The following is a 20,901-nucleotide window of genomic DNA, read 5'->3' as shown; positions in this document are numbered from 1 at the left end:
GGTGACACAGCAAGAAGCCGGGCGGTCCCGCGAATGCCTCCCCCGCCTGGTGGTGATGCCTCGCCAAGCCCCGAGTTTGTTGATCAGGCGCTCGACGGTGTTCCTCTCCTTGTAGAGGGTGGCGTCGTGGCTGACAGGTCGACCACCCCCGGAACCCTTCTGCTTCCGGTTGGCGGCCTGGTCCTTCTTCTCCGGGATCACTCGCCGATCGGCAGGTAGGGCCCGACGAACTGCCATTCCCTCTGCGTCAGTTGCACTTGCGTCACGCAAGAGGATCTACCGGACCAGACCCCCGCGAAAGCGGAGTCCGGAACTGCCACTGTCCGCCCCCGACCCGAACCAGGCTCAGCCGAGACCGCGGTGGGCGGCCCACAACGTCCCGGCTCGGCCGGCCGCGTCGACAACCAGAGCCGCCAGTTCTGGTTCGTCGGGGACCGGGAACGAGACATATGCGCCCCGCCCACCGCCGACTGGTCGGCCATAGGCCTTTACGGCAAGGTGACCGTCCGGGAGAAGCCGAATGTTGAGTGTGGTCAGTTGGAACTCTTCACCACGTCGGGTGTCCGTCCAGCGGAGCGCCTGCGGGATCGTGACGTTGATCGCCAGAGCACTCACTTCCAGGTCGCTGCGCATGGACGGATGCTCTCACGCGAGTCGCGCAGGCGGCGGGTGAAGCTCGCAGTTTGATCACGACTCGATACGCGCCCTGGAGCGTTACAGGCGCGGAGGCTTGGTGAGTGCCGGCTCGGTCGTCTCACGGCTGTCACCGCGTCCCCAGGCACACCGGGACGAGCCGGGACCACAGAGGTCAGTCCTCACGCCCCCGACCGCCTCCGGGCGTTCTCCCACCGCGACGGACGTGACCAGCGCTGCGGCCGCGTGGGGTCGGCACCGGTGATTTCACCGATACGCGTTGCCGGCGGCCCCGCTTGAATCGGCATGGTTCGACACCCGCACGATCTCCGGCGCCGGTGGCACGGGACGTACCCGTGCTCCCGGCACTACGACGCGCCGCCGCTGCGGGCTGCCACTGCGGGCTGCCGGCGCGGTCAGAAGGGATCAGCCATGCCATCTCCCTCCAGTCGCCTGCGCCTCCTCGGCGCGGCAACCGCCGGCCTCATCGCCATCGGGGTCACCGGCACACTCCCAGGCCCTGCCTCCGCTGCCACCCAGGTGTACAGCGAGAACTTCTCCGCGGGCCTGGGGACTTTCACGTCCACCGGGTCTGTCAGCGCCGCCGCGGGGGCGGCGCGGCTGAGCGGCTCACTGGTCACCGATCCGTCCCTCACGTCCGCGCCCATCGCCTTGACCGGCTACAGCGGCATCTCGCTGTCGTACACCCGGACGGCGTCCGGGCTCGACCTCGGTGAGGCGTTCACGGTCGCCTACTCCGTCGACGGCGGCGCGTTCACCACGCTCGAGTCCTCGCGCACGGCCTCCGGCTCGGTGTCGTTCCAGCTGCCCTCGTCGGTCGACGGCCGCACGGTGCGGCTGCGCTTCTCGCTGGACGCCAGCAGCGCGCTGGAGACGCTGACCGTCGACGACGTCCTCGTCCAAGCGGCCGGCGGCGGGGGCGGCGGGCCGACCGATCCGCCGGGCGGAACGCTGCCCCCGGTGACCGATGTGACCGCGCCGGGGCCGTACGCGGTGACCATCGACACGACCGCCGGCCCCGGCGACGACGGGTGGCTGGTGTACCCGGCGAACGCCGGCCAGAACGGCGTGAACCACCCGGTCCTCGTCTGGGGTCCGGGCGCGGGTTCCGACCCGGCCGCCTACGAGGACATGCTGCGCCAGTGGGCCTCGCACGGGTTCGTCGTCTACAGCGAGGTCTCCTCCAGCAGCGGCGACTACATGGTCGACGCCCTGGACTGGATCGAGGACCAGAACGCGAGCCCGAGCAGTCCGTTGTACCAGGACATCGACACCACCGAGGTGGCCTTCGGCGGCCACTCCCGCGGCTCGATCGGCACCTTCGACGTGGCGGACGAGCCGCGGCTGGAGACCACGATCCACGTGGCCGGCGGCTCCTTCGACGGCAACGGGCCGGACAACCTCCGCAACCCCGCCCTCTACATCGGCGGCGACGACGACTTCGCGACCTCCAACGTGGAGCGCGACTACGCCAACACCGACGTACCGGTGTGGTTCAGCATTCTCGACGGCACCGACCACATCGCCGCCACGCGCAACGGGCAGCACATCATCACCGCCTGGCTGCGGTGGCATCTGGCCGACGAGGAGTTCCGTCGGACGCAGGACTTCCTGCGCTCCGGCTGCACCTTCTGCGGCCTCGGCGAGACGCAGTACAAGAACTGGTGAGCACCGGAAGGGCACTGGCGGCCACCGCCAGTGCCCTTCAACCGACCCGCACGCCCGCCCGCCCGCTGTCCCCGTGCGTGCCCAGCGCGAGTGGTAAGGCCTCGCTGCAGCCGGCGTCCGCCGATCGAGGCTCTGCGCAAAGCGCTGGCAGTTGAGGGCTCGCCGGGCAAGGATGGGGCCAAGCCTGCCTCGCCGGGCGGAACACCTGTCGACAAGACACCGAGCGGCGGCGGTCGACGACTTCGCGAGCTGCGGGCAGCAATGAGACGCTGAGACATGGGAAATCAGCGAAGCGGCTACTTCCTGCCGGTGAACGGGGCACAGTCGACCTGAAGGAACTGCTCGTCCGAACCCTGGGGTCGCCGTCCCACTCGTAGGACGGCTACTACCGGACGCCAAGAGACACATGAGCCGTCCCAGCCTTCAAGACGAGAAGGGCCACACAGTGATCGATCCTCGGCTGGCGCGCCCCGACGACGCCTTGGAGATCGCACGCCTTCGATCCGAGCTCATCCTGTCCGAACCCCTGGACGAAACCTGGCTCGCCGTATGCCGCGACCAACTCGCCGCCCGGCTGCAACCCGGCGGCGACGCCCGGGCATACGTCATCGACGCCCCCAGCGGAGGACTCGCCAGCTGCGCCCTCGCCTTCCTCCAACCGCTGCTTCCCGCTCCCACGTACCCCAAGGGCCTGGCCGCGCGCGTCCAGGCCGTCGCCACCGAACCCGCATACCGGCGGCGCGGATACGCCAAGGTCGCCCTCGCCGCACTGCTCAAGCACTTGGAACAGGACGGCGCCACCCTCTACGAGCTGCACGCCAGCGAGGGTTCCGCCCCGCTGTACGAAGCGCTCGGCTTCCGGCACGACCCCGCGCTCATGCGCATGACCCGGTTCCCCCACTCGGCTGGAGGGAGCACCACATGACACAGAGACCGACCTGGCTTCCCCCCCGAGGTGTACGCCGAGACGGTGCCGAAGGCGACCGTGTTCGGAGCTGTGTTCTTCACCGACGACCGTGATCGCCCGGTCCAGCTGCGCTCCGTGTACTCGGCGAAGGTTCACCCCTGGCAGTGGCCGGGCGGGACCACGGAGAACGATGAGCGTCCATGGGACACAGCGGTGCGCGAGTGCGAGGAGGAGACCGGCATCGTGGTGCCCGGACCGCTACAGCTGCTGGCGGCGGTTTTCGGACTGCCCGGGACGCAGTGGCCGTACGCCACGGCCGGCTACGTCTTCGACGGCGGGCGCCTCACCGACCAGCAGATCAACGACATCCGACTTGATCCTGACGAGCACGCCGAGGTCCGGGCGTTGCCGCTGCCGGAGTGGCGCCGACTCATGCCCGAGCGGGACTTCGCCCGGCTGGAGGCGGTGATGGAGGCCCGCCGCACCGGGCGGGCCGCGTACGTGGGCTCCTGGGACTGGGAGGTATAGGTGACCGTTGTCCTGATGTCCGACCGCGCGTGGCGGCCATTCCCGTCGTCGACTGCGGCGAACCGCTCGTCGACGTACGCCAGGCTCTGCTGGTCGATGGCCGCAGGGCCGATTCGACAGGTTCGTTCGCCCGTCTCCGCCAAGGCGTTCTCGACCGGCTCCTTCGAGCGCAGTCGCTCCTGCCCAACGGCCGGCGCCTGCTGGTCATCGAGGGCTACCGCCCGCCTGACCGCTCATCAGGCCCTCAAACGCCTCATGCCAGTGGGCAGGGTTTACGCTGTGACCCGCGGCCTCCGCGTGATCTTCAGTCTTCACACATCGATGATCAACGGTGGACGCACCCGTCTCCACAGCGCGTCAGGCTCGCGCAGGGTCTGTCTGCCGTCCTGTGTCTGGAGGACTTGTGCAACGTGGCGAAGTCTGGTGGGTCCAGTTCGACGAGCGGAGGTTGGTCGTACTGCTGTCGGGAGACGACGCGTCCGGGATCCGGGTGATGCAGGTCGTCGCTCCGGCGGGCGTCGACATGAGCGGTCTGGGCATCGAAGTGACGGTGGGCGCCGGTGAAGGAGTGCCGTTCGAAGGCGTGCTGCGGCTCGCGTTCCCGCGTCCAGGCTTCACCCCTTGCACGTGGCTGACCACTGTGTCGCGGGACGACCTGATAGAACGGGCGGCCGTCCTGCCCTCGGCGAAACTCAGCGAGATCGACGATGCCCTCCGACTCGCCGAACAAGCGCAGGAGCAGACCCCGGCGACGACCGCGAAGCTCAGCGAGATACGGGACGCCCTCCGTCTCGGTGAACTCGGTTAGAGGGAGAGGGAGCCGACGGCGTGGGCGGTCTCGACCAGATGATGGACGCTGCCCGCCTGCCGCCTCGGCGCCCCTCATCATCGAGATCACGATCTACGGCTGGAGGACAAAGCGCCGGCATGGTCATCAGTGACGGTCGGTGGACGTAATTGCCCTCGGCTCCGCAGGGCCGCGAACAGAGGTCGGCGGACCGAATCCCTTGGCTTGGGCTTTCGTCGGGCGGCTCAGGCCTCGCCCGCCCTACGACCACGGCAGCTGAAAGGCTCCACGCCGACCGGGGTGGACAGTTCCGACGCGTCCGAAGCACCGACGCGGGTGTCATGCGGATGCGGTTCGCGTCGTCCGCGGTGATGGTGGAAAGGCTGGCTCACCACCGCCATCACCATCACCATCACCGCGACACGACGGACGGACGCACACATGGACAAGGCGCAGCTCCTCGAAAACACGGCCCATCGCGCTGCCCAGGCCACCGGCGGAGACCGGATCGGCACCGAGGACGTCGAACGTGTTCTCGATGCCCTCTTCGGCACCGTCGAGCACCCGGGCACGATCGCCGAGGCGCTGAAGTCCCGGGAGTCCGTCACACTCGGCAGTTTCGGCAGCTTCCGGGCCGACGACGGCACAGCCGCCTTCCGGCCGGGGAAAGCCCTGACGGAGTACCTGCACGGCGAGGTCGGATGAGTACCTGCCGCATCCACCTCACTTGCCGAGCCGCCGGCCGACCGCAGGACCCGGCGGGCGAGCCATGGGGCATTTGACCTTGAAGGCTGTCGGCCCGGCGGAACCCGCCACCGTCTGGGAGCGCTACGTGCAGGTCGACCGGTGGGCGGACTGGTCGCCGCAGATCAAGGCCGTCCATGCCGACCGTCGCCGTATCGCTCCCGCGCTCACCGGTTCGGTCGAATCGATCGCCGGCCTGCGCATCGCCTTCGTCATCGAGCGCGTCGACGACGACCGCCGTAGCTGGTCGTGGCGAGTACGCCTGGGGCCCGTGCGGCTGCGGCTTCAGCACTCCGTGCAGGCCCATCCGCGCGGCAGCTCCACCAGTCTCACCCTGCACGGCCCGCTCCCCGTACTGGTCGCCTACGCTCCGCTGGCCCAGCTCGCCCTACGCCGGCTGGTCAAGCTGTCGTGACATACCGCCAAGTGTTCGGATGGGGCGGTCGTACCGCTGCGGCAGGACAGCCGACGGTCCGGGCCGTCCCACGGTCCACGTGCGAGCCTGCCGTCCCGCTCACCGCTCCGGCACAGCCGACAGACGCTGCACGCGGCGAGTTCCGTCGTCACGGAGCTGGGGCTCAGCTCAGCGGTCGGAGCCGTCGCCACACCGTCCGGCGGCTTCGCACTGCCCGTCGACCCGCCGACCCGCCGCCCGCAGCGGCAGCCCTTCGCGATGGAACCGCCGGTCACGGCCCGTGGCCGCGGTGCGATGGAACCGCCGGTCACGGCCCGTGGCCGCGGTGCGTACGGTCCCGGGCTGTCGGCCGGGCAGCGGGACGGTGAGGCGGTCCGGAACTACGCTGCCCACCTCGGCGGCCGGCAAGGCGTGCAGCCACCGGCCGGTTGTCCGGAGCTGCCCCTGAGTGACTTGCCCTTTGCGGCCGACTCGGGCCCGGCGTTCACGCTGATCGTGCCACGCCGCTCGACGGGTGTGTGCCGCACGTGTCGGCGTACAGATCACCGTCTTCGGAAGGCAGCTGGACGTACACATTCCGAGGACGTCTCGCGCAACGCGTCGGACGCGGTCACCGACGGTGGCGGACCCCCAACGTCGGCGACGCGACGAGCGCCGTGAGAATACGTCAGCCACGGATCTGGCACCGCATCTGTCACCGCAACCACCGGCGAGGGCAGGATGTCCCACGCGAGCTCGCCCGCCAGGGGCCGGCGTCGTGCATACCGCTCACGGGCGGCGCCACGAGACGGGAGCACACCATGATCGCGATGGAGTACGGCTACGAGGTGCTGCCCGGAGCCGCCATCGACACTCCAGGTGTCGAGGAGGTCCTGCGGCGCCGTGAGCGCGGCCGACGGTGGGGCCTGTTCGCCTTGGCCGCAGAGGTGGCGGTGACGGCTGCCGTCCTCGCGGCGGCCGGCCCCGGCTCCTCGGCAGGGTTGGTCACCGTGGTCTGCATGGCTCCCGTCATCGCCGTCACGGCCGGCCTGGCCCTGCTGTGGCGCCGGGCGCGCCGCCGTGAGCGGCTGGTGCTGAGTACCTACGGCTGGCAGGTCTGGCCGGTCCGGACGCAGGACGTCCGGGTGGTCGCCGCCGAGGGTGAGCGGGTGGGCGGCCGGAGATGGGGGACGGACGGTCGAGTGGTGCTGCTGCAGCCCGACGGGCAGAGCCACTGCTCGTTCCCCGTTCCGTGGGACGGCTGGGACGGACCGCGCGGCCCGCAGACGCAAGGGCCGCACCCGGCCGACCGGGTCTGGTTCGCCGGCGACACCCGGTTCGGAGGGATCGTCGCCGTACCGGGCGGCCTGCCGTTCCGTTACGTGGTCCGTTCCTCACCGGGCAGGCGCCGTGGCTCGGGCGCGGAGGACGAGGCGGCCCGGCGCGCCGGCCTGCTGCCCGGAAGCCGGCGTCGACGCGGCTGACGAGGGCGGGTCCGTTCTCGACGGCAGCGCTGTCAGTGCGGGTTGATATACGTGTGCCATGACCGCATTCCGTGACTTCAACTTCAAGCTCCTGGTCGTCGAGAAGCTCATGTACTGGGACAACACGCTCACTCCCGCGTTCGACCTGAGGGAGCACATGCGGGCTCGTGGCATCGACGATCTGGATGACTACGTCGAGAAGAACGAGCTGGAGTACACCGTCCTGGACGAACCTCGGACGTACTTCGAGGAGTTGGAGATACCGGCGGAGTTGCTCGCCACCGTGGACGAGTTGACCTTCGACGGCGGGCACCAGGTCTTCATGGAGTGCGCGCCGGTCTGGGACGGTGAGGACGACCTCTTCGACGTACGCTCCCTCGACGACCTGGACCTGCTGCCGAACCTCCGGCTCTTCACCGGCGGCCGTGCGCTGGAGCACATGATTCCCGGCGCTCTGGAGGTCCTGGCCGCCAAGGGCATCGTGGCGCGCTTCTAGGACATGGCACGCGGATGGGCGGCCGGGTGTCACGGCGTTGTCTGAGCGTCCTGCGTGTCGGGCACCGTGCCGAGTGAGGCCGGGTCCGATTGCTTGAGCACCGGCCGCGATCGGTGCCGCGGCGGGGCACACCGGAGATCACCGCCTCCGTCGACGTCCCCGACCCCGGCCCGGCCCGGCCCGGCCCGGCCCCGGAGCGTCGTACACCGTTGCTGCCAGTTCACCGGGCGTCGACGGCGTGGACGTCCGCGGCCTGGAGTCCTTTCGCTGCCTGCCTGAGCCGGAACCGCACTCGCTGGCCTTCTTCCAGGGTGCGGAAGCCCTCCATCTCGATCGCGCTGTAGTGGACGAAGACGTCCGGACCGTCCTCCGTGGCGATGAAGCCGAAACCCTTCTCGGCGTTGAACCACTTGACGGTGCCTTCCTGGTACGGGTGGGGGCTCGGCTGGGCAGCCGGATTGGGCAGGAGCAGGCCCGGCGAAGAGCGGTCGTGCCGGGTCAGCGTCACGCTCCCGGCGCGTCCGCTGCGCTGCATCGCGGCGCGGATGTCCGTCAGGCTCAGGAACTCGGGGCCGTCCACGACACCAGAGCGGAGCACGGCGGCCAGCTCGTGCGTGAAGTCATGTGCCTTCGAGCCCGCTTTCCGGCGCGTCGTCAGCAGCGCCCACTCACCCCGCGGCTCCTCGCTACCCGGTACGAGCCAGTGCCAGAGCAGCTGCGCGTCCTCGACGTCGCAGTCGAAGACGAGGAGTTTGTACCGGGCGGGACTCTCGTTCAGCACGGCTCGGAGCCTTTTGGCGGAGAGGACAGGCGCGGGCCGGCTGTCGTCTCCGCCTCCGCGAAGGGTGAGGAAGGCGTCGTCGTCCGCGGCGTGGACGTGGCCCGTGTAGTGCACAAGCAGCGTGTGCTCGGCCTGCCGTACCCAGTCGTGAAAAACCGATTCGAGGCCCTGGAGACTGCGCCCGTCCGAGAACAACAGGTTATCGGTGTCGAGGAGGCTGCTTCCGGCGCTCGGCGCCAAGACATCCGCGAGCTCGAGCGCCGACCGCTCGGCACCCCCCGACAGGAAGACGGCGCGTGAGCGCCTGGGGTCGAGCAGGGCGGGGTGCGTCGGTCTTCCGGATACGGGTGTGCGCCTGTGCGCGGAGGAAGGGATCGGCTTGGCGAGAAGGACCTGTCTCTCCTGGGACTGCGACGCCACCACTCCGATCACACGTCCCCGCAGATCGACCACTGCCGCCCCTCGCACCGGCCAGGGCGCAGCGACGGTCGGCGTCAGCAGGTAGTCGGAGGTGCGGGAGGACGTCACCTCGCACTGGAGCACGCAAAGGCTCCTGCCGTCGCCTGCGAGACCGACGACGAGGAGCCGCTCACCGGTGTCCGGAACGGCAGCGGACGGCAGGGGCGCCACCCGCGGCAGCATGCGCCGCCACTCGGCCACCTCGACGGAGAGCAGGAGCAGATCCTCGCGCAGGACATCGGGCCGGCCCGCGGGCACGTCCGCGCCGCCCCGCCACGGCTCCACCTGTACGCGCAGGGGTTCACCCGGGCGTGCTCGTGTCTGCACGTACGACAGAGCGGACGTCACCACCTGCCCGCGGTCCGAGAGCAGGACTCCCGAGCTCATCATGGTCGTTCCGTGCCAGACGGCCACCAGGCGGTGCTGTGCGTCCTCGATGAGCTGCCGGATGACTTCGGTGTCGGGCGAGGGTTGCTGGAGGGAGACGACGTTCTCCAGATACCGGGCTGCCTCGTCCCATCCCTGTTCCCGTGCGGACCGGGCCATGTGCCGCAGCGAGCGCCGGTCGGCCTGGCGGGCCAGGACGGACCACAGGGCCTCGGGCGGATCGATGCGCGGCGACTCCTGCCGGTCGGCCCACTCGAACAGGTCGCTGAGCCGGTAGCGTTCCCGTTTGCCCGGTACACGGGTCATGAGGGGCTGCGCGGACTCCACGGGGCCGCACGCGTAGGCGAGTGCCGATCGCACCGTCTCGTACGGCCCGTCGTTGCGCTCGTCGTCGCGGCGGTAGTGGGATGACGCCTCCGCGAACAATTCAAGGGGCAGGTCCGGGCCGTGGCCCAGGCGCCGGACGTCCAACGCCGCCCGGAGCATGCTCCTGGCCAGCGGCGGTGCCTCGTGGAAGCGTCGCAGCGCCGCTTGGGACAGGGGGGTGGGGTACCAATGCACCACGGTGATGCGGTCGAGCAGGAGTCTGAAGTAGGAGTCCTCGACCAGGAGTTGGTCCAGATCGCGGGGACGGATCTCGGCCAGTACGACGACGGGACGCATGCGCGGGTTCTCTGTCATGTCACGCAACAGAGCGGCTGCGGGTGCGAACGCCGCCATGTCGCTCAGCAGCACCACCGTGCGAGGAGGTACCCGAGCCGCCCACCGGCCCAACTCGTCGACGTCACTGGGCGTCCACACCGTCCACTCGTCCGGCAGCCTGGACATCGCGCGCCTGAGAGCCGTCGTCTTGCCCGCACCGGCTTCGCCCACGACCAGCACGAAGGAGCTGCCCCCTCTCTCGGCCCCCTCCATCAGTTCCCGCAGATGGTCGTCCGCGTCGCGTTGCTCTGCGTAGGGCAACACGTCGTCCGTCACGAGATCCCCGACCGGCCACCAGGGACCCGCCGCCTCCGGCTCCCCCGCACCCGCCCTCGCCGCAAACGGCGACGCCTCCGGGACCAGCCACCGCTCGCCCTCGCCGTCCGCCGCGGAGCGCCCCGCGAGGAAGTCGCCGCCGACTCCGGCGCCGCCCTCGGTGACGCCGTTGCCCATCTCGCGCCGTACGAGTTCCTGGACGCTGGTGATGGCGTCCCGGCGTTGTCCGCCGAGCAGTGCTTCGCGCACCCCGGGGCGGAAGGTGAACGGCACGTTGTCGGGGTCCGCCGCTCCCTCGCGGGCGGCCTGCTCCCAGGAGGTGAAGAGACCGCCGAGGGCCACTTCGGCCAGGTGCCCGTGCTCCGACGCGGGGAGCATGATCTGGCGGACCAGGTTCATGACGGGAAGGTTGAGAGGTACGGCGGACAGGTAGCCGGCCAGCCGTTGGGCGACCGGGGAGGCACCGGCCTGGAATCGTCGCAGGATGTCGTCGGCCTCCACCCCTGGCCCGGTGGAGTCGGTGGGCGGTGCGGGCGCCGGCTGTGCCTCCGGCGTACGCGCGACGGTGAGGCACGGCACCCGCGTCCACTGCCCGTTCCCCGCGACCAGCCGCGCGAGGACGGAGACGGAGGCGGCGTCGGCCTCCACCACCGGGACGGCGATGCTGCCGGAGGCGGCTGCCGGGCGCCGGCGGCTGCGTACGGCCGGGCCCGTGCTCCAGGACGCGTTCGGCGCGGCGGGGCCGACCGTCCGGACCAGCAGAGGCGTCGGGCGGGCCGCGCCCCGGGTCCACAGCCGGCGCGGCAGGACGTTGAGCAGGGCCACCGGGCCGTGGCCGGACCACTGGCGCAGGGTTTCCGCGAGCGTGGGCGCGCCCCAGCCGGTTGCCACGGTGTCCGTGACGACCAGGACCAGGCGGTGGCCGGCCGGGTCGGAGACCTCTTGGACGCTGCGCGGCTCCCCGTCCGGGGTGCGGGCCACGGACAGCGGCTCGTCCGCTTCCGGGGCGGCGCCCGTTCCCCGGAGGTACCAGGTGCGTACGTCGCGGAAGATGCCCGTCTGGACGAACACCCGGCGCAGTTCGCCCACCAGGTCGTGCCACAGGAGCATCGAGTGGTGGGTGTCCACGACGAGCGCGAGGTCCAGCCAGCGGCCCTTGCGTGGGCGCAGCACCGGGGTCGGCAGGTGCTGCTCCACGGTCCGGCGGACGGTGAGTTCCTCGTCGAGTTCGCCCGGGTCGTCCCGCATTCCCCTGGTGGCGCGGGCCAGTGGCCGCAGGGCCCTCATCACGGCCAGCGGGTCGCGCAGGGACGCGGCGCGGCGGAGGCGCACGAGCGCGACGCCGCCGTGCGCCGGGCCGGGTGTGTCGGTGACCTCGGCGGCGGTGTAGAACTCCTCGGCCGGAGCGGAGTGGGTGTCCTGCGGATCCGTGACCAGGTCCTCCGGCAGGGGATCGGCGGGGCCGTCGCCGGCGTCCGGCGGGGCGTGCGGGGCGGGCGCTCCGGTGCCGCCGACGCGGGCGGCCAGCCAGAGGATGTCCGCCAGTTCCTCGGGGCCGGCGTTCGCGCCGGACTCCTCCAGGGCGCGCAGCAGCTCCTCGATCACGCCAGAGGGCCTGTCAGCCGTTGCAGCACGGTGTCCAGGAAGTCGGTGCGCTCCGCCGTGCCGGACCAGGCGCCGCTGAGCCGGAGCTGCACCGCGTTGAGGAGCTGGTCGGTCGCCAGGTCGCCCTCGGTTCGGCGGGCGATGAAGGCCTCCACGATGTCGCGGTACTGGTCGTCGCCGCTCGTCTCGTCGAGCCCCAGCCGCTGCCGGACGATCTGCGTCAGCTTCTCCCGGCCGGGCGGCTCGACGTGCAGCCGGATGCAGCGGCGCAGGAACGGCGGCGGGAAGTCGCGTTCACCGTTGCTGGTCAGGACGACGACGGGGAAGGCACGGCACTGGACGCGCCCGCGCTCGATGCCGACCCGCAACTCCGGGTCGTCCTGAGTGCCCACGCCGACCACGGGCTGCCGTGCCGCGATCCGGGCCAGCTCGGGGATCTCGAAGGAGCCCTCCTCGAACACGGTGAGCAGGTCGCCCGGGAGGTCGATGTCGCTCTTGTCGATCTCGTCGACGAGCAGCACCCGGGGCCGCTCCTGCGGCAGCAGCGCGGTGCCGAGCGGGCCGAGCCGCAGGTACGGCGCGATGGAGCCGCTCCTCGCGCGCAGCGGGGAGCGTGCGCGTCCCCGGCCCGTCCCCTCCAGGTGCCGCAGGTTCGCGTCGTGCAGCCGCCCGATCGCGTCGTAATGGTAGAGCCCGTCCCGCAGCGAACTGCGGGACGTGACCGGCCAGTGCAGCACCGGTCCGAGTTCCAGGTCGGCGGCGATGCTGTGCGCCAGGGTCGACTTGCCCACGCCCGGCTTGCCGGTGACGAGCAGCGGCCGGCGCAGGTGGAGCGCTGTGTTGACGGCGTTCACCTCGGCCTCGTCGGGCACGTATCCGGAGCCGCGCTTGTGGGTCTCCGCCCAGGCGGGGCCGGATGTCCCGGGCGGGGCATAGCCGGGATCGGGCTCGCCCTCGAACGCCCGCCACGGCGGGCGGTGTTCGGCCAGTCTGGCGCGCTTCTCCGTGGCAGTGCCCTCGCCCCGGTAGATCCACCAGTCCTTGGCCGTGAAGAGGGGGGTGGCACTCATGAGGACAGCGTCTGCCTTTCGGGAATCCGCCCTGGGTGGTCCCAGAGCAGGGCGAGTGGGTGGCGTTCGACACGGGCCCTCCTGAGCGCGGCGGGCAGCGTCGTCACGTCGAGTCCGGCCGGCGGCTGCGCCTTGAGCGCTGCCCGGATGGACGGGGGCGCCGGATCGTGTGGGGCGGGGCGCCGCCAGACGGCGATGGGTATTCCGCCGTCGAGGACGGCGTCCAGTGCGTCCCCCAGCAGCGGCTGCGCCACCTCGGCGAGTACGCAGACGGGCGGCTCGTCCAGCCGCAGTGTGTGGGCCAGTTCCGCCGACACGTCGTCGTCCCTCACGTCGTGCACGGCCTGCGGGTGCAGGCCGCCGTGGGTCTCGAACCATTCCCACTTGGTGTGCCACGGCGCCTCGGCGAGGTCCGTGCGCTCCTCGGGGCAGCGGAGCACGACCTCGTAGAGGGAACCGAGGGGTGTGGGTCTGCGCCTGCGCCCGTAGGGCACCTCCCACGTCTCGAACGGCTCGTCCAGCAGGTGGTAGGGGACGTGGAACTCGATCCGGCCGAGCGGGGAGGACCGGTGCGTCATCAGGTGGTCGCACAGCAGCGCCTGTACGTCCGTCAGCCGCATGGGGTTCTCGGCGTCGGCCACGTTCTCGAAGCGGTCGCGGAAGAGCCACAGCTGTGTCCAGTAGGTGTCCGCTCCGTCAGGGGTGAGCCGGATGTGCAGGGCGGGCGGCTCGGCGGCCCGGGCGGGAGGGTCGGGGACGGCCGCCGCGCCCAGCCGTGCGCCGGTTCGGTTCACCCAGGCGTGGGCGCGTGCGGCCCAGTCGGCGTCGCGGGAGCGGGACGCGAGGTGCCGTACGAACGGCAGGGCGAGCGGGACCGCGCGGCTCGTCCCCTGGCGGCTGTCGAGATCGCGCACGATCTCCGTCAGGTGCCGCGACGGCAGCCGGTGTTCGGCGGGAGGGGTGCAGCCCGCCACGTCGAAGGCCCAGCGGTACGCCTCGTGGGTGTCCGCGGGCAGTCGGCAGCCGGTCAGGATCGGCCCGAGTTCCGTCCAGGCGTCCTGGTCGAGGACGGGGGCGCCGGTCGCCGTCCGGGCCGGGACGTCGTCCGACCAGTGGTCACCGAAGAGGGACGATCCGGTCCAGTCGGTGCCGATCTCGAACTGCGGCTCCTGCCAGGCCGTGCCGTCCGCCCCCATGGCCGCGAAGTCCGCCTGCACGGCTCTGGCGATCCCGACCAGGTCGCGGGTGGCCTGCTCCAGCGGCCGGACTTCCAGGTGCCGGAGCAGGGTGTCGGTGAACTGGCCGGCTCCCAGGTCCGCCCGGTTCTTCGCGCTCTCGCCCGGGCGGGCGGCGTACAGGACGAACTGGCGGCGCTCGGGGACGCGCAGCCCGGCCCCGTGGTCGGTGCTGCCGAATCCCAGCTCCTTGGCCCGTCCGAGGTCGATGCGGCAGGAGTCGCCGATCGCGACGAGACGACGGAAGCGTCGGCCGCCCACCCGGTCCGACTGCCACCATCGCAGGGCCGAGGTCAGGTTCAGATGCCGGGCCTGGCCGGTCGTGGCATCGGCATAAGGCAGCAGCAGTTGGCCGGTCGGGTCGAGGAAGCCGTGCCCGGACCAGTAGATCCACAGCAGGTCCCCGTCACACCCGGGGAGGTCACGGAACAGCGCGTCCTCGACGTTCTCGCGGGTGGCGGGCTCGACGTCCGCGCCGGTCCGGTTGCGTTCCAGCGGCGACAGCAGCAGCCGTACGTTGTCCTTCGGGACGCCGGCGGTGCCGGTGAGCCACTCGGCGACGCGCAGGGCGTCCCGGGCGGCCCCGGACAGGGCGGGCAGGCGGGGTCCGAGGTGGTAGGACTCGATGCCCACGACGAGTGCGTAGGTGCGCTCGGCGGCGATCGGTTCCTGGGGCACGGCGGTCGGGCCGCTCACCGCAGCGCCTCGCAGATGCGGTCGAAGACCGTGTCGAGCTTCCAGTAGGCACTGTGCGAGACGGGGAAGGGCTGGCGGCTGCGCACCTCGTGGTCCGTGACGCGGCGGTCGTCGGGGAAGACGGGCTCGGCGAGGTAGGCGAGGAGGTCCCGCCGGTCGTAGACGTTGAGCCAGTCGGGGAAGCCGGGCGGCAGGCCGGCCCCGGGTTCCAGGCCCGCCAGGGCGCCGAGTTCGTGCAGGAACGGCGCTTGGGACCCGACGGTGACCAGGAGCCGTACGGGCAGCGGTGTCCGACGTGCGGCGGCCAGGGCGAGGGTGTCCACCAGAGCGATTCCGCCGAGGCTGTGCCCGATCAGGACGGGCGGCTCGGGACCGCGGGCGATCACCTGCTCCAGGTGGTCGCGCAGCGGGCCGCCGCGCGCCTGGTAGCGCAGGACGTCCCCGGCCTCGGAGGCCTTGTCCGAGGTGAACTCGCCCCGCCAGCGGTCGAGTACGGGCTGGGTGGTCAGCCGCTGCGCCAGACGCAGCAGGACGCCGGCGGTGCGGGTCACGACACCGCGGCCGGTGCCGCCCAGCCGGCCGCTCAGGAGGTCGACGATCCGGTCCCGCTCGTCCCCGGTGCACAGCGCGGTGTCCCTGGCGTCGGCGAGCAGTACGGCCATGACGGCGCGACTGGTGTGGTCGGCGAGGTCGGCGGCGGTCGCGGTGTCCTGGGCGGTCGCGCAGGCCTTGCGGAACTCTTCGGAGTCCGCGACCGTGTCGAGGGCGCGCGCGTATCCATCGAGCAGATCGGCCCCGCGCAGCAGGACGGCGAGTTCGCCGAAGGCGTCGAGGATGCGGGGCAGGCCGTCCAGGCGGTCGGCCACCTCCTCGCCGGGGGCCCGCACTCCCAGCGTGCCCTGGTCGCCCGCGGAGCCGGCGATTTCCGCGAGCACCCTGAGTTCGCAGAACGGGTCGGTGAGCAGCAGCAGCCACTCCGCCGTCTCGGGATCGTCGTCCGCCTCGCGCGCCGGCCCGCCGAGGGTCGGTGCCGCCCGCGGGACCATCCCCGGGACGGACGCGCCGCCCGCGGCCAGTGCCGTGCCGAACTCGTCACCCCAGTAGCACGGTTCGACCTCCGCGCCGGGTAACCGCTTGAGCAGCCGCTCCTCCACGCGCTGGAACAGCTCGTCGAAGCGAGGGCGCCGCACGCCGGTCCCGTGAACGAAGATGAACCGCATGGTGTCCCCCATCACCCGTGTGGCCGTGGCTTAGGAGAATAGTGCGTCCGCCTGCGCGGGGCAGGCGATCGGCGCGCCTCACGCGGGCGGGCGTCTCGGACCTCCGCCGACCGCCGCGCGGCTCAAGGGCTTACCTCTCAGCGGCTCACCGGCTCACCGGTTCACGGGTTCACCATCCATCCGTGCCGCGCCGCGCGCCACGTATGCGGTCCGTCGGCTCCCTCCATCGCGGACCACAAGGGGCAGGCACCACCCCCCTCCCGCTGTCACGGACCACAAGGGCGGGGGCACCGCCCCGTCGGCCCCTCGGCCGGTCAGGCGGCCGTTCCGCCAGCGTTGCGGATCAGTTGCCGGAGCACCTTCACCGTGGTGACGTAGTCTGCGTCGTCGATCCCGTCGTGGAGGGCGGCGCGGATCTCGGGTGCGTTGCGCGCGAGGTCGACGCGGGCCTGTTCCCCCGCCTCGGTGAGCCACAGCCGGTCCTCGCCGTCCCGAGTCAGCCAGCCGCGCTCCACGAGCACCTCGGCCTCTGCCGACAGGTCGTCCTCGGGCCGAATGTAGGAGGTCATGGCCGCCCGCAACTCTGTCAGGGTCATCCCCTCTCCGTCGGGCGAGATGTCGTTCACCGACAGGTTGCGCAGCAGCCAGAACTGGGGCTGGGTGTAGCCCTTTTCGGCCTGCCGGGCCCGGGTGTACGTGATGAGTGCCTCGTAGGTGACACCCGTCCAGTAGGCGGCGGGCTGCCCGGCGAGTTCGGCGTCGGAGATCTGCTGGGTCGTCGTCATGGGGGTCGGGTCCCTCCTCGTACATCGGTCGGGTGCGGAGCCTGCACGTCGACTGCACGCCAGTGCGGGTCATACGGACCGTAGAACCCCAAGTGACATTGAGGTCAAGCACCTGATCTGATCAACCGGCGCCAGGTCTTCGACGTCTTCGACGTCTTCGACGGGATTCGGTGGAGGGCCGGACGGGTTCACCGTGAGTGTGCCCTTCTCTCTCCCCTCCCCTCCCCTCCCCTGACCACCGCGCCAACACCGACAGCCGCGTGGGGAGTCCGCCGACGGCATCGCTCCCCACGCGCATCCTCACGTCGGCACGCCGAGCAGGGCGATCGGTGCCGAGGTCGGCTGCTTCGACCCGCCGGACGGCTCCACCGTGATGCCGATGCCCGAGGCGCCGTCGACCGCGCCTTGCATGAGCACGGTCTGGCTGCTGCGGTCGGGGTCCATCACTCCGGCCGAGCGCATCTTCCCGCCGCCGGAGTCGGAGAACCACAGTTGATACACCTTGCCCCGCGGCGGTGCGGCCATCCTGGACGCCACGAACACGGCCCTGTCCCGGTCGGCGGAAACCACCAGCGTGCCCGCGCCGCCCGCCACCCGCGCCGAACGCGACTTGGCGTCGGGCGCGGCCAGCACTCCCGCCACGCCCTCAGCCTGGCGTTCCGCCTGGGCTGCCCTGTACTGAGCATCCTGCGCACGTTCGTACTGCCATACGGCGGTGCCACCGAACGCGGCCGCGGCAGCCGCACTGGCGGCCAGCGCCCACCGTGCCAGGCCCCGTCCGCGCCGCACACCACGGCGTACTCGCTCCAGGGGAGCGGCGCCGGGCGTCACCTGGCGCACGGTGGTGATGCGCTGCAGTACCTGCTCCCGCATGACGGGGCGGGTGCGCACCGTGGAGGCCAGGGCCAGGCGTCCGGCCGTGGCCGTGAACTCGGCGACCTCCTGTTCACAGGCGGTGCACTCGTCCAGGTGACGCTCGAAGGCGGCATGTTCCTCGCCGTGCAGTGCGTGCACCGCGTAGGCGCCTGTGAGAGCGTGCAGATCGGTCGTGTTCATGCGGTCACCCCCAGGCAGTCGCGGAGCCGAATGAGTCCGTCACGCAGGCGGGTCTTGACCGTGCCCAGCGGCAGCGCCAGCGCTTCGGCGACCTCCCGGTAGGTCAGGCCGCGGTAGTAGGCGAGAGTGACCGACTGGCGCTGCAGTTCGGTCAGGGTGCGGAGGCAGCGCCGTACCTGCTCCCGCTCCAGCCGGTTCTCGACCTCTTCGGTCACCTCGTCGTATGCGGGCTGGTGGTCGAGCAGAGCGGCCTTGGTGTCACGGGCCGCTGCCGCCTCCACCGACCGGACCCGGTCCACCGCCCGCCGGTGGGCGAGGGTGAGGATCCAGTTGATGGCCGTGCCGCGCTCGGGCCGGTAGCGCGGGGCGGTGCGCCACACCTCCACCAGCACGTCCTGCGCCACCTCCTCCGACTGCGCCTGATCACGCAGGACCGCCCGCACGACCCCGAGGACGGAACCGGCCACGGCGTCGTAGACCGCGGCGAAAGCATCCTGATCACCCAGCGCCACCTCGTGGACCAGCTGTTGCAGATCAGGGGCGGCAGTTGGCTTGCTGCCGATGAACACAGGTTCCTTCACAATGGCTCTCCCATAGGCGCGGCGGGGCGGACAGCCCCGTGTAATCCGGGGCCACGCGGGCTACGGATTGGTCGCATTCACGCCCGGTCGACGTACGTTGCCAAGCCGCCCGTGACAGTCCGCCTGTGCCGGCCCGCCTGTGATGGTCCGCCCATGTCGGTCCTCCCGTGACGGTCCGCCACACCGGTGATCGTCTCACCGCGAGCATGCCGGGGTGGGCGAGGAGGCGGAGCCGTGTTGTCTCCCCACGCGGAAGACGACGCGCGCCGCCCGGGCCGCTCCCGTCAAGACGACCGGGCGGAGCGCGCGTCGTCGGCTCTCACAGGTGTCAACTGCTGGGCATGAGGACGGTGTCGATGATGTAGACGTTGGCGTTGGCGGTCCTGACGTTGCCGCAGACGACCTTGGCGGAGTCGTTGACCGTGTAGGACTCGCCCGAGCCGGAGGTCATGACCTTGGACTGCTCCAGCGTGTCGAAGGAGCCGTTCCGAAGGTCCTGGGGGGTGAGCTTCTTGCCGACGACGTGGTAGGTGAGGATCTTGGTCAGCTGGGCCTTGTCGTTCAGGACCTTGTCCAGGGTGGCCTTCGGAATCTTGCCGAAGGCGTCGTTGGTGGGCGCGAACACGGTGATGTTCTCGGCGTTGTTGAGGGTGTCGACCAGTCCCGCCTTCTTGACCGCCGACACGAGCGTGGACAGAGCGGGGTTGTTCGAGGCCGCGGTGGCGACCGGGTCCTTGGCCATGCCGTTGAAGGAGCCGGCGCCGTTCTTCGGCACGGAGGAACAGGCCGGACCGAACGGCTGGTCCATGCCGCTCGCGCCGCTGGTCGAGTTGCTGCTCGAGCCGCCCATGTCGTCGCTGCTCCTGGTCGCCGGAGCGGACGCCTTGTTCGATGACTCGGACTTGCCCGAGTCACTGCTGCCGTTGGAGCAGGCGGTCAGGGCCAGCGGTAGCACGGTGGCGGCGGCGAGAAGGCCGGCGGAACGACGGATGCGGGTGTTCATCATGTTCTCCTGTTGCGACGTGCAGCACGAAGCGGCTGCGTTCCGGGAATTGCGGAAAGGTGGTTCGGAAGGGCCCTGGGGTCCACTGGGGGCGGCAGGTGGCGTAGGCGCGGTGGGTACGGGTGGGTGCAGGTGGGTACGGGGTGATCACTCGACGGTCACGACGACGGAGTGCCATCCGGCGGCGCCGTCGGGGATCGTGGGGGTCCGTCTGCCGGTCTGCGGCGCGCCGGTCCGGTCGGTGGCGCGGACGGTGAGGGTGTGGCTGCCCTTGACGGCCCGCCAGGGAATCGACCACTGACGCCAGGTGTCGCGGCTGTCCTCGGCAGCCAGGTGGGCTTCCTGCCAGGGCTCGTCGTCGATGCGTACCTCGACCTTGTCGATGCCCCGGTGCTGAGCCCAGGCGACCCCGGCGACCATCACCGTGCCGGCTCTGGGCCGGGCGAAAGGCCTGGGAGTGTCGATACGGGAACCGGTCTTGATCGGGGCCTTGCGGGCCCAGCCGCGCTCGACCCAGTACGGGTCGTAGGAGGCGAAGGTCGAGAGCTCGATGTCCTCGATCCACTTGCAGGCCGAGACGAATCCGTACAGGCCCGGCACGACCATCCGCACCGGGAATCCGTGCTCGAAGGGCAGCGGCTCACCGTTCATGCCGAGCGCGAGCATCGCGTCCCGGCCGTCCATGACGTCCTCGACCGGGCTGCCGATCGTCATACCGTCCACCGACCGGGACACCAACTGATCCGCCGGGCCGCCCCGGGACGGAGGCTTCACGCCGCACTCGGCCAGGAGGTCGGCCAGCCGCACTCCAATCCAGCGGGCGTTGCCCATGTACGGGCCGCCGACCTCATTGGAGACACAGGTCAGGGTGATGTCCCGCTCGATCAACTCCCTGCGCAACAGGTCGTCGAAGGAGTAGGTGACCGGGCGGCGTACTCCCTTGCCGTGGATACGCAGCCGCCAGGCCGTGGCGTCCACCTTGGGCACCACCAGCGCGGTGTCCACCCGGTAGAAGTGGTCGTTCGGGGTGACGAACGGGCTGATGCCGGGAACCCGCAGCCCCGCTCCCCTGGGCATCGCTCGCGCCGGCGAACCCGGACTGGGCAGCACGACGTTCTCACGCGAGGTGATGGCGCCCTGGCCGCGGGCGGCGTTCAGCGACCGGCCGACCGCGCCCACCCCGGCAGAGGCCGTTGCGGCGGATGCGGCCGCCAGCACGAATCCCCGCCGGTCCCATCCTTGGCCCGCAGGCAGACCGGATCCCACTTCCTCGGCCGCGGGCGAGGGTGCTGGCGCGGGACCGCTCGACTTCGACGCCATCCAGGCCTCGGTCGAGAAGACCCGCCGCCTGGTCGTCGTCCACGAGGCGCCGGTCTTCTTCGG

General features: G+C 71.1%; 17 protein-coding genes and 3 pseudogenes. 9 read left to right on the top strand and 11 right to left on the bottom strand.

The genetic code is table 11. The annotated features are described in order from the left end of the window. Window positions 1–45: 45 nt before the first annotated feature. Window positions 46–207: pseudogene (locus ABT232_RS34740) on the bottom strand (IS5/IS1182 family transposase); the annotation flags it as partial. A 138-nt stretch (window positions 208–345) separates the two neighbouring features. Beyond that, window positions 346–633 carry a hypothetical protein gene (locus ABT232_RS34735; protein ID WP_351847779.1) on the bottom strand — a complete coding sequence of 96 codons (288 nt, stop codon included), beginning with the start codon at window positions 631–633 and terminating at the stop codon, window positions 346–348. 432 nt (window positions 634–1,065) lie between these two features. Between ABT232_RS34735 and ABT232_RS34730 the strand changes: the two genes are divergently transcribed. From ABT232_RS34730 to ABT232_RS34695, 8 genes are all read left to right on the top strand, one after another. After that, window positions 1,066–2,322 (top strand): poly(ethylene terephthalate) hydrolase family protein, encoded by a 1,257-nt coding sequence (locus ABT232_RS34730; RefSeq protein WP_351847777.1) that lies wholly within the window; start codon window positions 1,066–1,068, stop codon window positions 2,320–2,322. 445 nt (window positions 2,323–2,767) lie between these two features. Further along, complete coding sequence (locus tag ABT232_RS34725; protein WP_351847775.1) at window positions 2,768–3,247, top strand: GNAT family N-acetyltransferase; 480 nt, start codon at window positions 2,768–2,770, stop codon at window positions 3,245–3,247. Window positions 3,248–3,292: 45 nt separating this feature from the next. Further along, window positions 3,293–3,757, top strand: a complete 465-nt coding sequence (locus ABT232_RS34720) for an NUDIX domain-containing protein (RefSeq protein ID WP_351847773.1) — start codon at window positions 3,293–3,295, stop codon at window positions 3,755–3,757. Window positions 3,758–4,160: 403 nt separating this feature from the next. Continuing rightward, window positions 4,161–4,565 carry a type II toxin-antitoxin system PemK/MazF family toxin gene (locus tag ABT232_RS34715; RefSeq protein WP_351847771.1) on the top strand — a complete coding sequence of 135 codons (405 nt, stop codon included), beginning with the start codon at window positions 4,161–4,163 and terminating at the stop codon, window positions 4,563–4,565. Window positions 4,566–4,985: 420 nt separating this feature from the next. After that, entirely contained in the window at window positions 4,986–5,249 is a 264-nt protein-coding gene (locus ABT232_RS34710) for an HU family DNA-binding protein (protein WP_351847768.1), read from the top strand. 64 nt (window positions 5,250–5,313) lie between these two features. After that, window positions 5,314–5,703: an SRPBCC family protein gene (locus ABT232_RS34705; RefSeq protein ID WP_351847765.1), complete on the top strand. Its 390-nt coding sequence runs from the start codon at window positions 5,314–5,316 to the stop codon at window positions 5,701–5,703. Window positions 5,704–6,503: 800 nt separating this feature from the next. Then, window positions 6,504–7,166, top strand: coding sequence for a hypothetical protein (locus ABT232_RS34700; protein ID WP_351847762.1), 663 nt, complete (start codon window positions 6,504–6,506; stop codon window positions 7,164–7,166). Window positions 7,167–7,224: 58 nt separating this feature from the next. Then, window positions 7,225–7,662 (top strand): DUF6892 domain-containing protein, encoded by a 438-nt coding sequence (locus ABT232_RS34695; RefSeq protein ID WP_351847760.1) that lies wholly within the window; start codon window positions 7,225–7,227, stop codon window positions 7,660–7,662. A 220-nt stretch (window positions 7,663–7,882) separates the two neighbouring features. Here the strand turns inward: ABT232_RS34695 and ABT232_RS34690 are convergent, their stop codons facing one another. The 9 genes and pseudogenes from ABT232_RS34690 to ABT232_RS34650 all read right to left on the bottom strand — a co-directional run. Then, window positions 7,883–11,872 carry an SAV_2336 N-terminal domain-related protein gene (locus ABT232_RS34690; RefSeq protein WP_351847757.1) on the bottom strand — a complete coding sequence of 1,330 codons (3,990 nt, stop codon included), beginning with the start codon at window positions 11,870–11,872 and terminating at the stop codon, window positions 7,883–7,885. Further along, window positions 11,869–12,942 (bottom strand): AAA family ATPase, encoded by a 1,074-nt coding sequence (locus ABT232_RS34685; RefSeq protein WP_351847755.1) that lies wholly within the window; start codon window positions 12,940–12,942, stop codon window positions 11,869–11,871. The genes ABT232_RS34690 and ABT232_RS34685 overlap by 4 nt, the downstream gene beginning before the upstream one ends. Further along, window positions 12,939–14,873 (bottom strand): VMAP-C domain-containing protein, encoded by a 1,935-nt coding sequence (locus ABT232_RS34680; RefSeq protein ID WP_351847753.1) that lies wholly within the window; start codon window positions 14,871–14,873, stop codon window positions 12,939–12,941. Before ABT232_RS34680 ends, ABT232_RS34685 begins: the two co-directional genes overlap by 4 nt. Beyond that, a complete protein-coding gene (locus ABT232_RS34675) occupies window positions 14,870–16,093 on the bottom strand; it encodes a hypothetical protein (protein WP_351847751.1) in 1,224 nt (407 codons plus the stop codon). Before ABT232_RS34675 ends, ABT232_RS34680 begins: the two co-directional genes overlap by 4 nt. Window positions 16,094–16,407: 314 nt before the next feature. Then, entirely contained in the window at window positions 16,408–16,878 is a 471-nt protein-coding gene (locus ABT232_RS34670; RefSeq protein ID WP_351847749.1) for a MarR family winged helix-turn-helix transcriptional regulator, read from the bottom strand. A 300-nt stretch (window positions 16,879–17,178) separates the two neighbouring features. Further along, entirely contained in the window at window positions 17,179–17,934 is a 756-nt protein-coding gene (locus ABT232_RS34665) for an anti-sigma factor (RefSeq protein ID WP_351847747.1), read from the bottom strand. Beyond that, window positions 17,931–18,515, bottom strand: coding sequence for a sigma-70 family RNA polymerase sigma factor (locus tag ABT232_RS34660; RefSeq protein ID WP_351847745.1), 585 nt, complete (start codon window positions 18,513–18,515; stop codon window positions 17,931–17,933). The genes ABT232_RS34665 and ABT232_RS34660 overlap by 4 nt, the downstream gene beginning before the upstream one ends. Before the next feature lie 328 nt (window positions 18,516–18,843). Next, complete coding sequence (locus tag ABT232_RS34655) at window positions 18,844–19,518, bottom strand: fasciclin domain-containing protein (RefSeq protein WP_351847834.1); 675 nt, start codon at window positions 19,516–19,518, stop codon at window positions 18,844–18,846. Window positions 19,519–19,665: 147 nt separating this feature from the next. After that, window positions 19,666–20,778 (bottom strand): annotated as a pseudogene (locus ABT232_RS34650) (molybdopterin-dependent oxidoreductase); the annotation flags it as partial. A gap of 40 nt (window positions 20,779–20,818) precedes the next feature. Between ABT232_RS34650 and ABT232_RS34645 the strand changes: the two are divergent. Further along, window positions 20,819–20,901 (top strand): annotated as a pseudogene (locus ABT232_RS34645) (transketolase C-terminal domain-containing protein); the annotation flags it as partial.

Source organism: Streptomyces sp. NPDC001532, assembly GCF_040298625.1.
Taxonomy (GTDB): domain Bacteria; phylum Actinomycetota; class Actinomycetes; order Streptomycetales; family Streptomycetaceae; genus Streptomyces.
Note: the sequence above shows the minus strand (reverse complement) of the source record. Positions and strands in the feature narration are given on the sequence as shown.

What these genes read in the sequence shown, in the direction of transcription:
- ABT232_RS34685 (WP_351847755.1), bottom strand. Translation starts at nt 12,942, where the DNA reads ATGAGTGCCACCCCCCTCTTCACGGCCAAGGACTGGTGGATCTACCGG.
- ABT232_RS34675 (WP_351847751.1), bottom strand. Translation starts at nt 16,093, where the DNA reads ATGCGGTTCATCTTCGTTCACGGGACCGGCGTGCGGCGCCCTCGCTTC.
- ABT232_RS34730 (WP_351847777.1), top strand. Translation starts at nt 1,066, where the DNA reads ATGCCATCTCCCTCCAGTCGCCTGCGCCTCCTCGGCGCGGCAACCGCC.
- ABT232_RS34710 (WP_351847768.1), top strand. Translation starts at nt 4,986, where the DNA reads ATGGACAAGGCGCAGCTCCTCGAAAACACGGCCCATCGCGCTGCCCAG.
- ABT232_RS34695 (WP_351847760.1), top strand. Translation starts at nt 7,225, where the DNA reads ATGACCGCATTCCGTGACTTCAACTTCAAGCTCCTGGTCGTCGAGAAG.
- ABT232_RS34700 (WP_351847762.1), top strand. Translation starts at nt 6,504, where the DNA reads ATGATCGCGATGGAGTACGGCTACGAGGTGCTGCCCGGAGCCGCCATC.
- ABT232_RS34705 (WP_351847765.1), top strand. Translation starts at nt 5,314, where the DNA reads ATGGGGCATTTGACCTTGAAGGCTGTCGGCCCGGCGGAACCCGCCACC.
- ABT232_RS34670 (WP_351847749.1), bottom strand. Translation starts at nt 16,878, where the DNA reads ATGACGACGACCCAGCAGATCTCCGACGCCGAACTCGCCGGGCAGCCC.
- ABT232_RS34735 (WP_351847779.1), bottom strand. Translation starts at nt 633, where the DNA reads ATGCGCAGCGACCTGGAAGTGAGTGCTCTGGCGATCAACGTCACGATC.
- ABT232_RS34665 (WP_351847747.1), bottom strand. Translation starts at nt 17,934, where the DNA reads ATGAACACGACCGATCTGCACGCTCTCACAGGCGCCTACGCGGTGCAC.
- ABT232_RS34655 (WP_351847834.1), bottom strand. Translation starts at nt 19,518, where the DNA reads ATGAACACCCGCATCCGTCGTTCCGCCGGCCTTCTCGCCGCCGCCACC.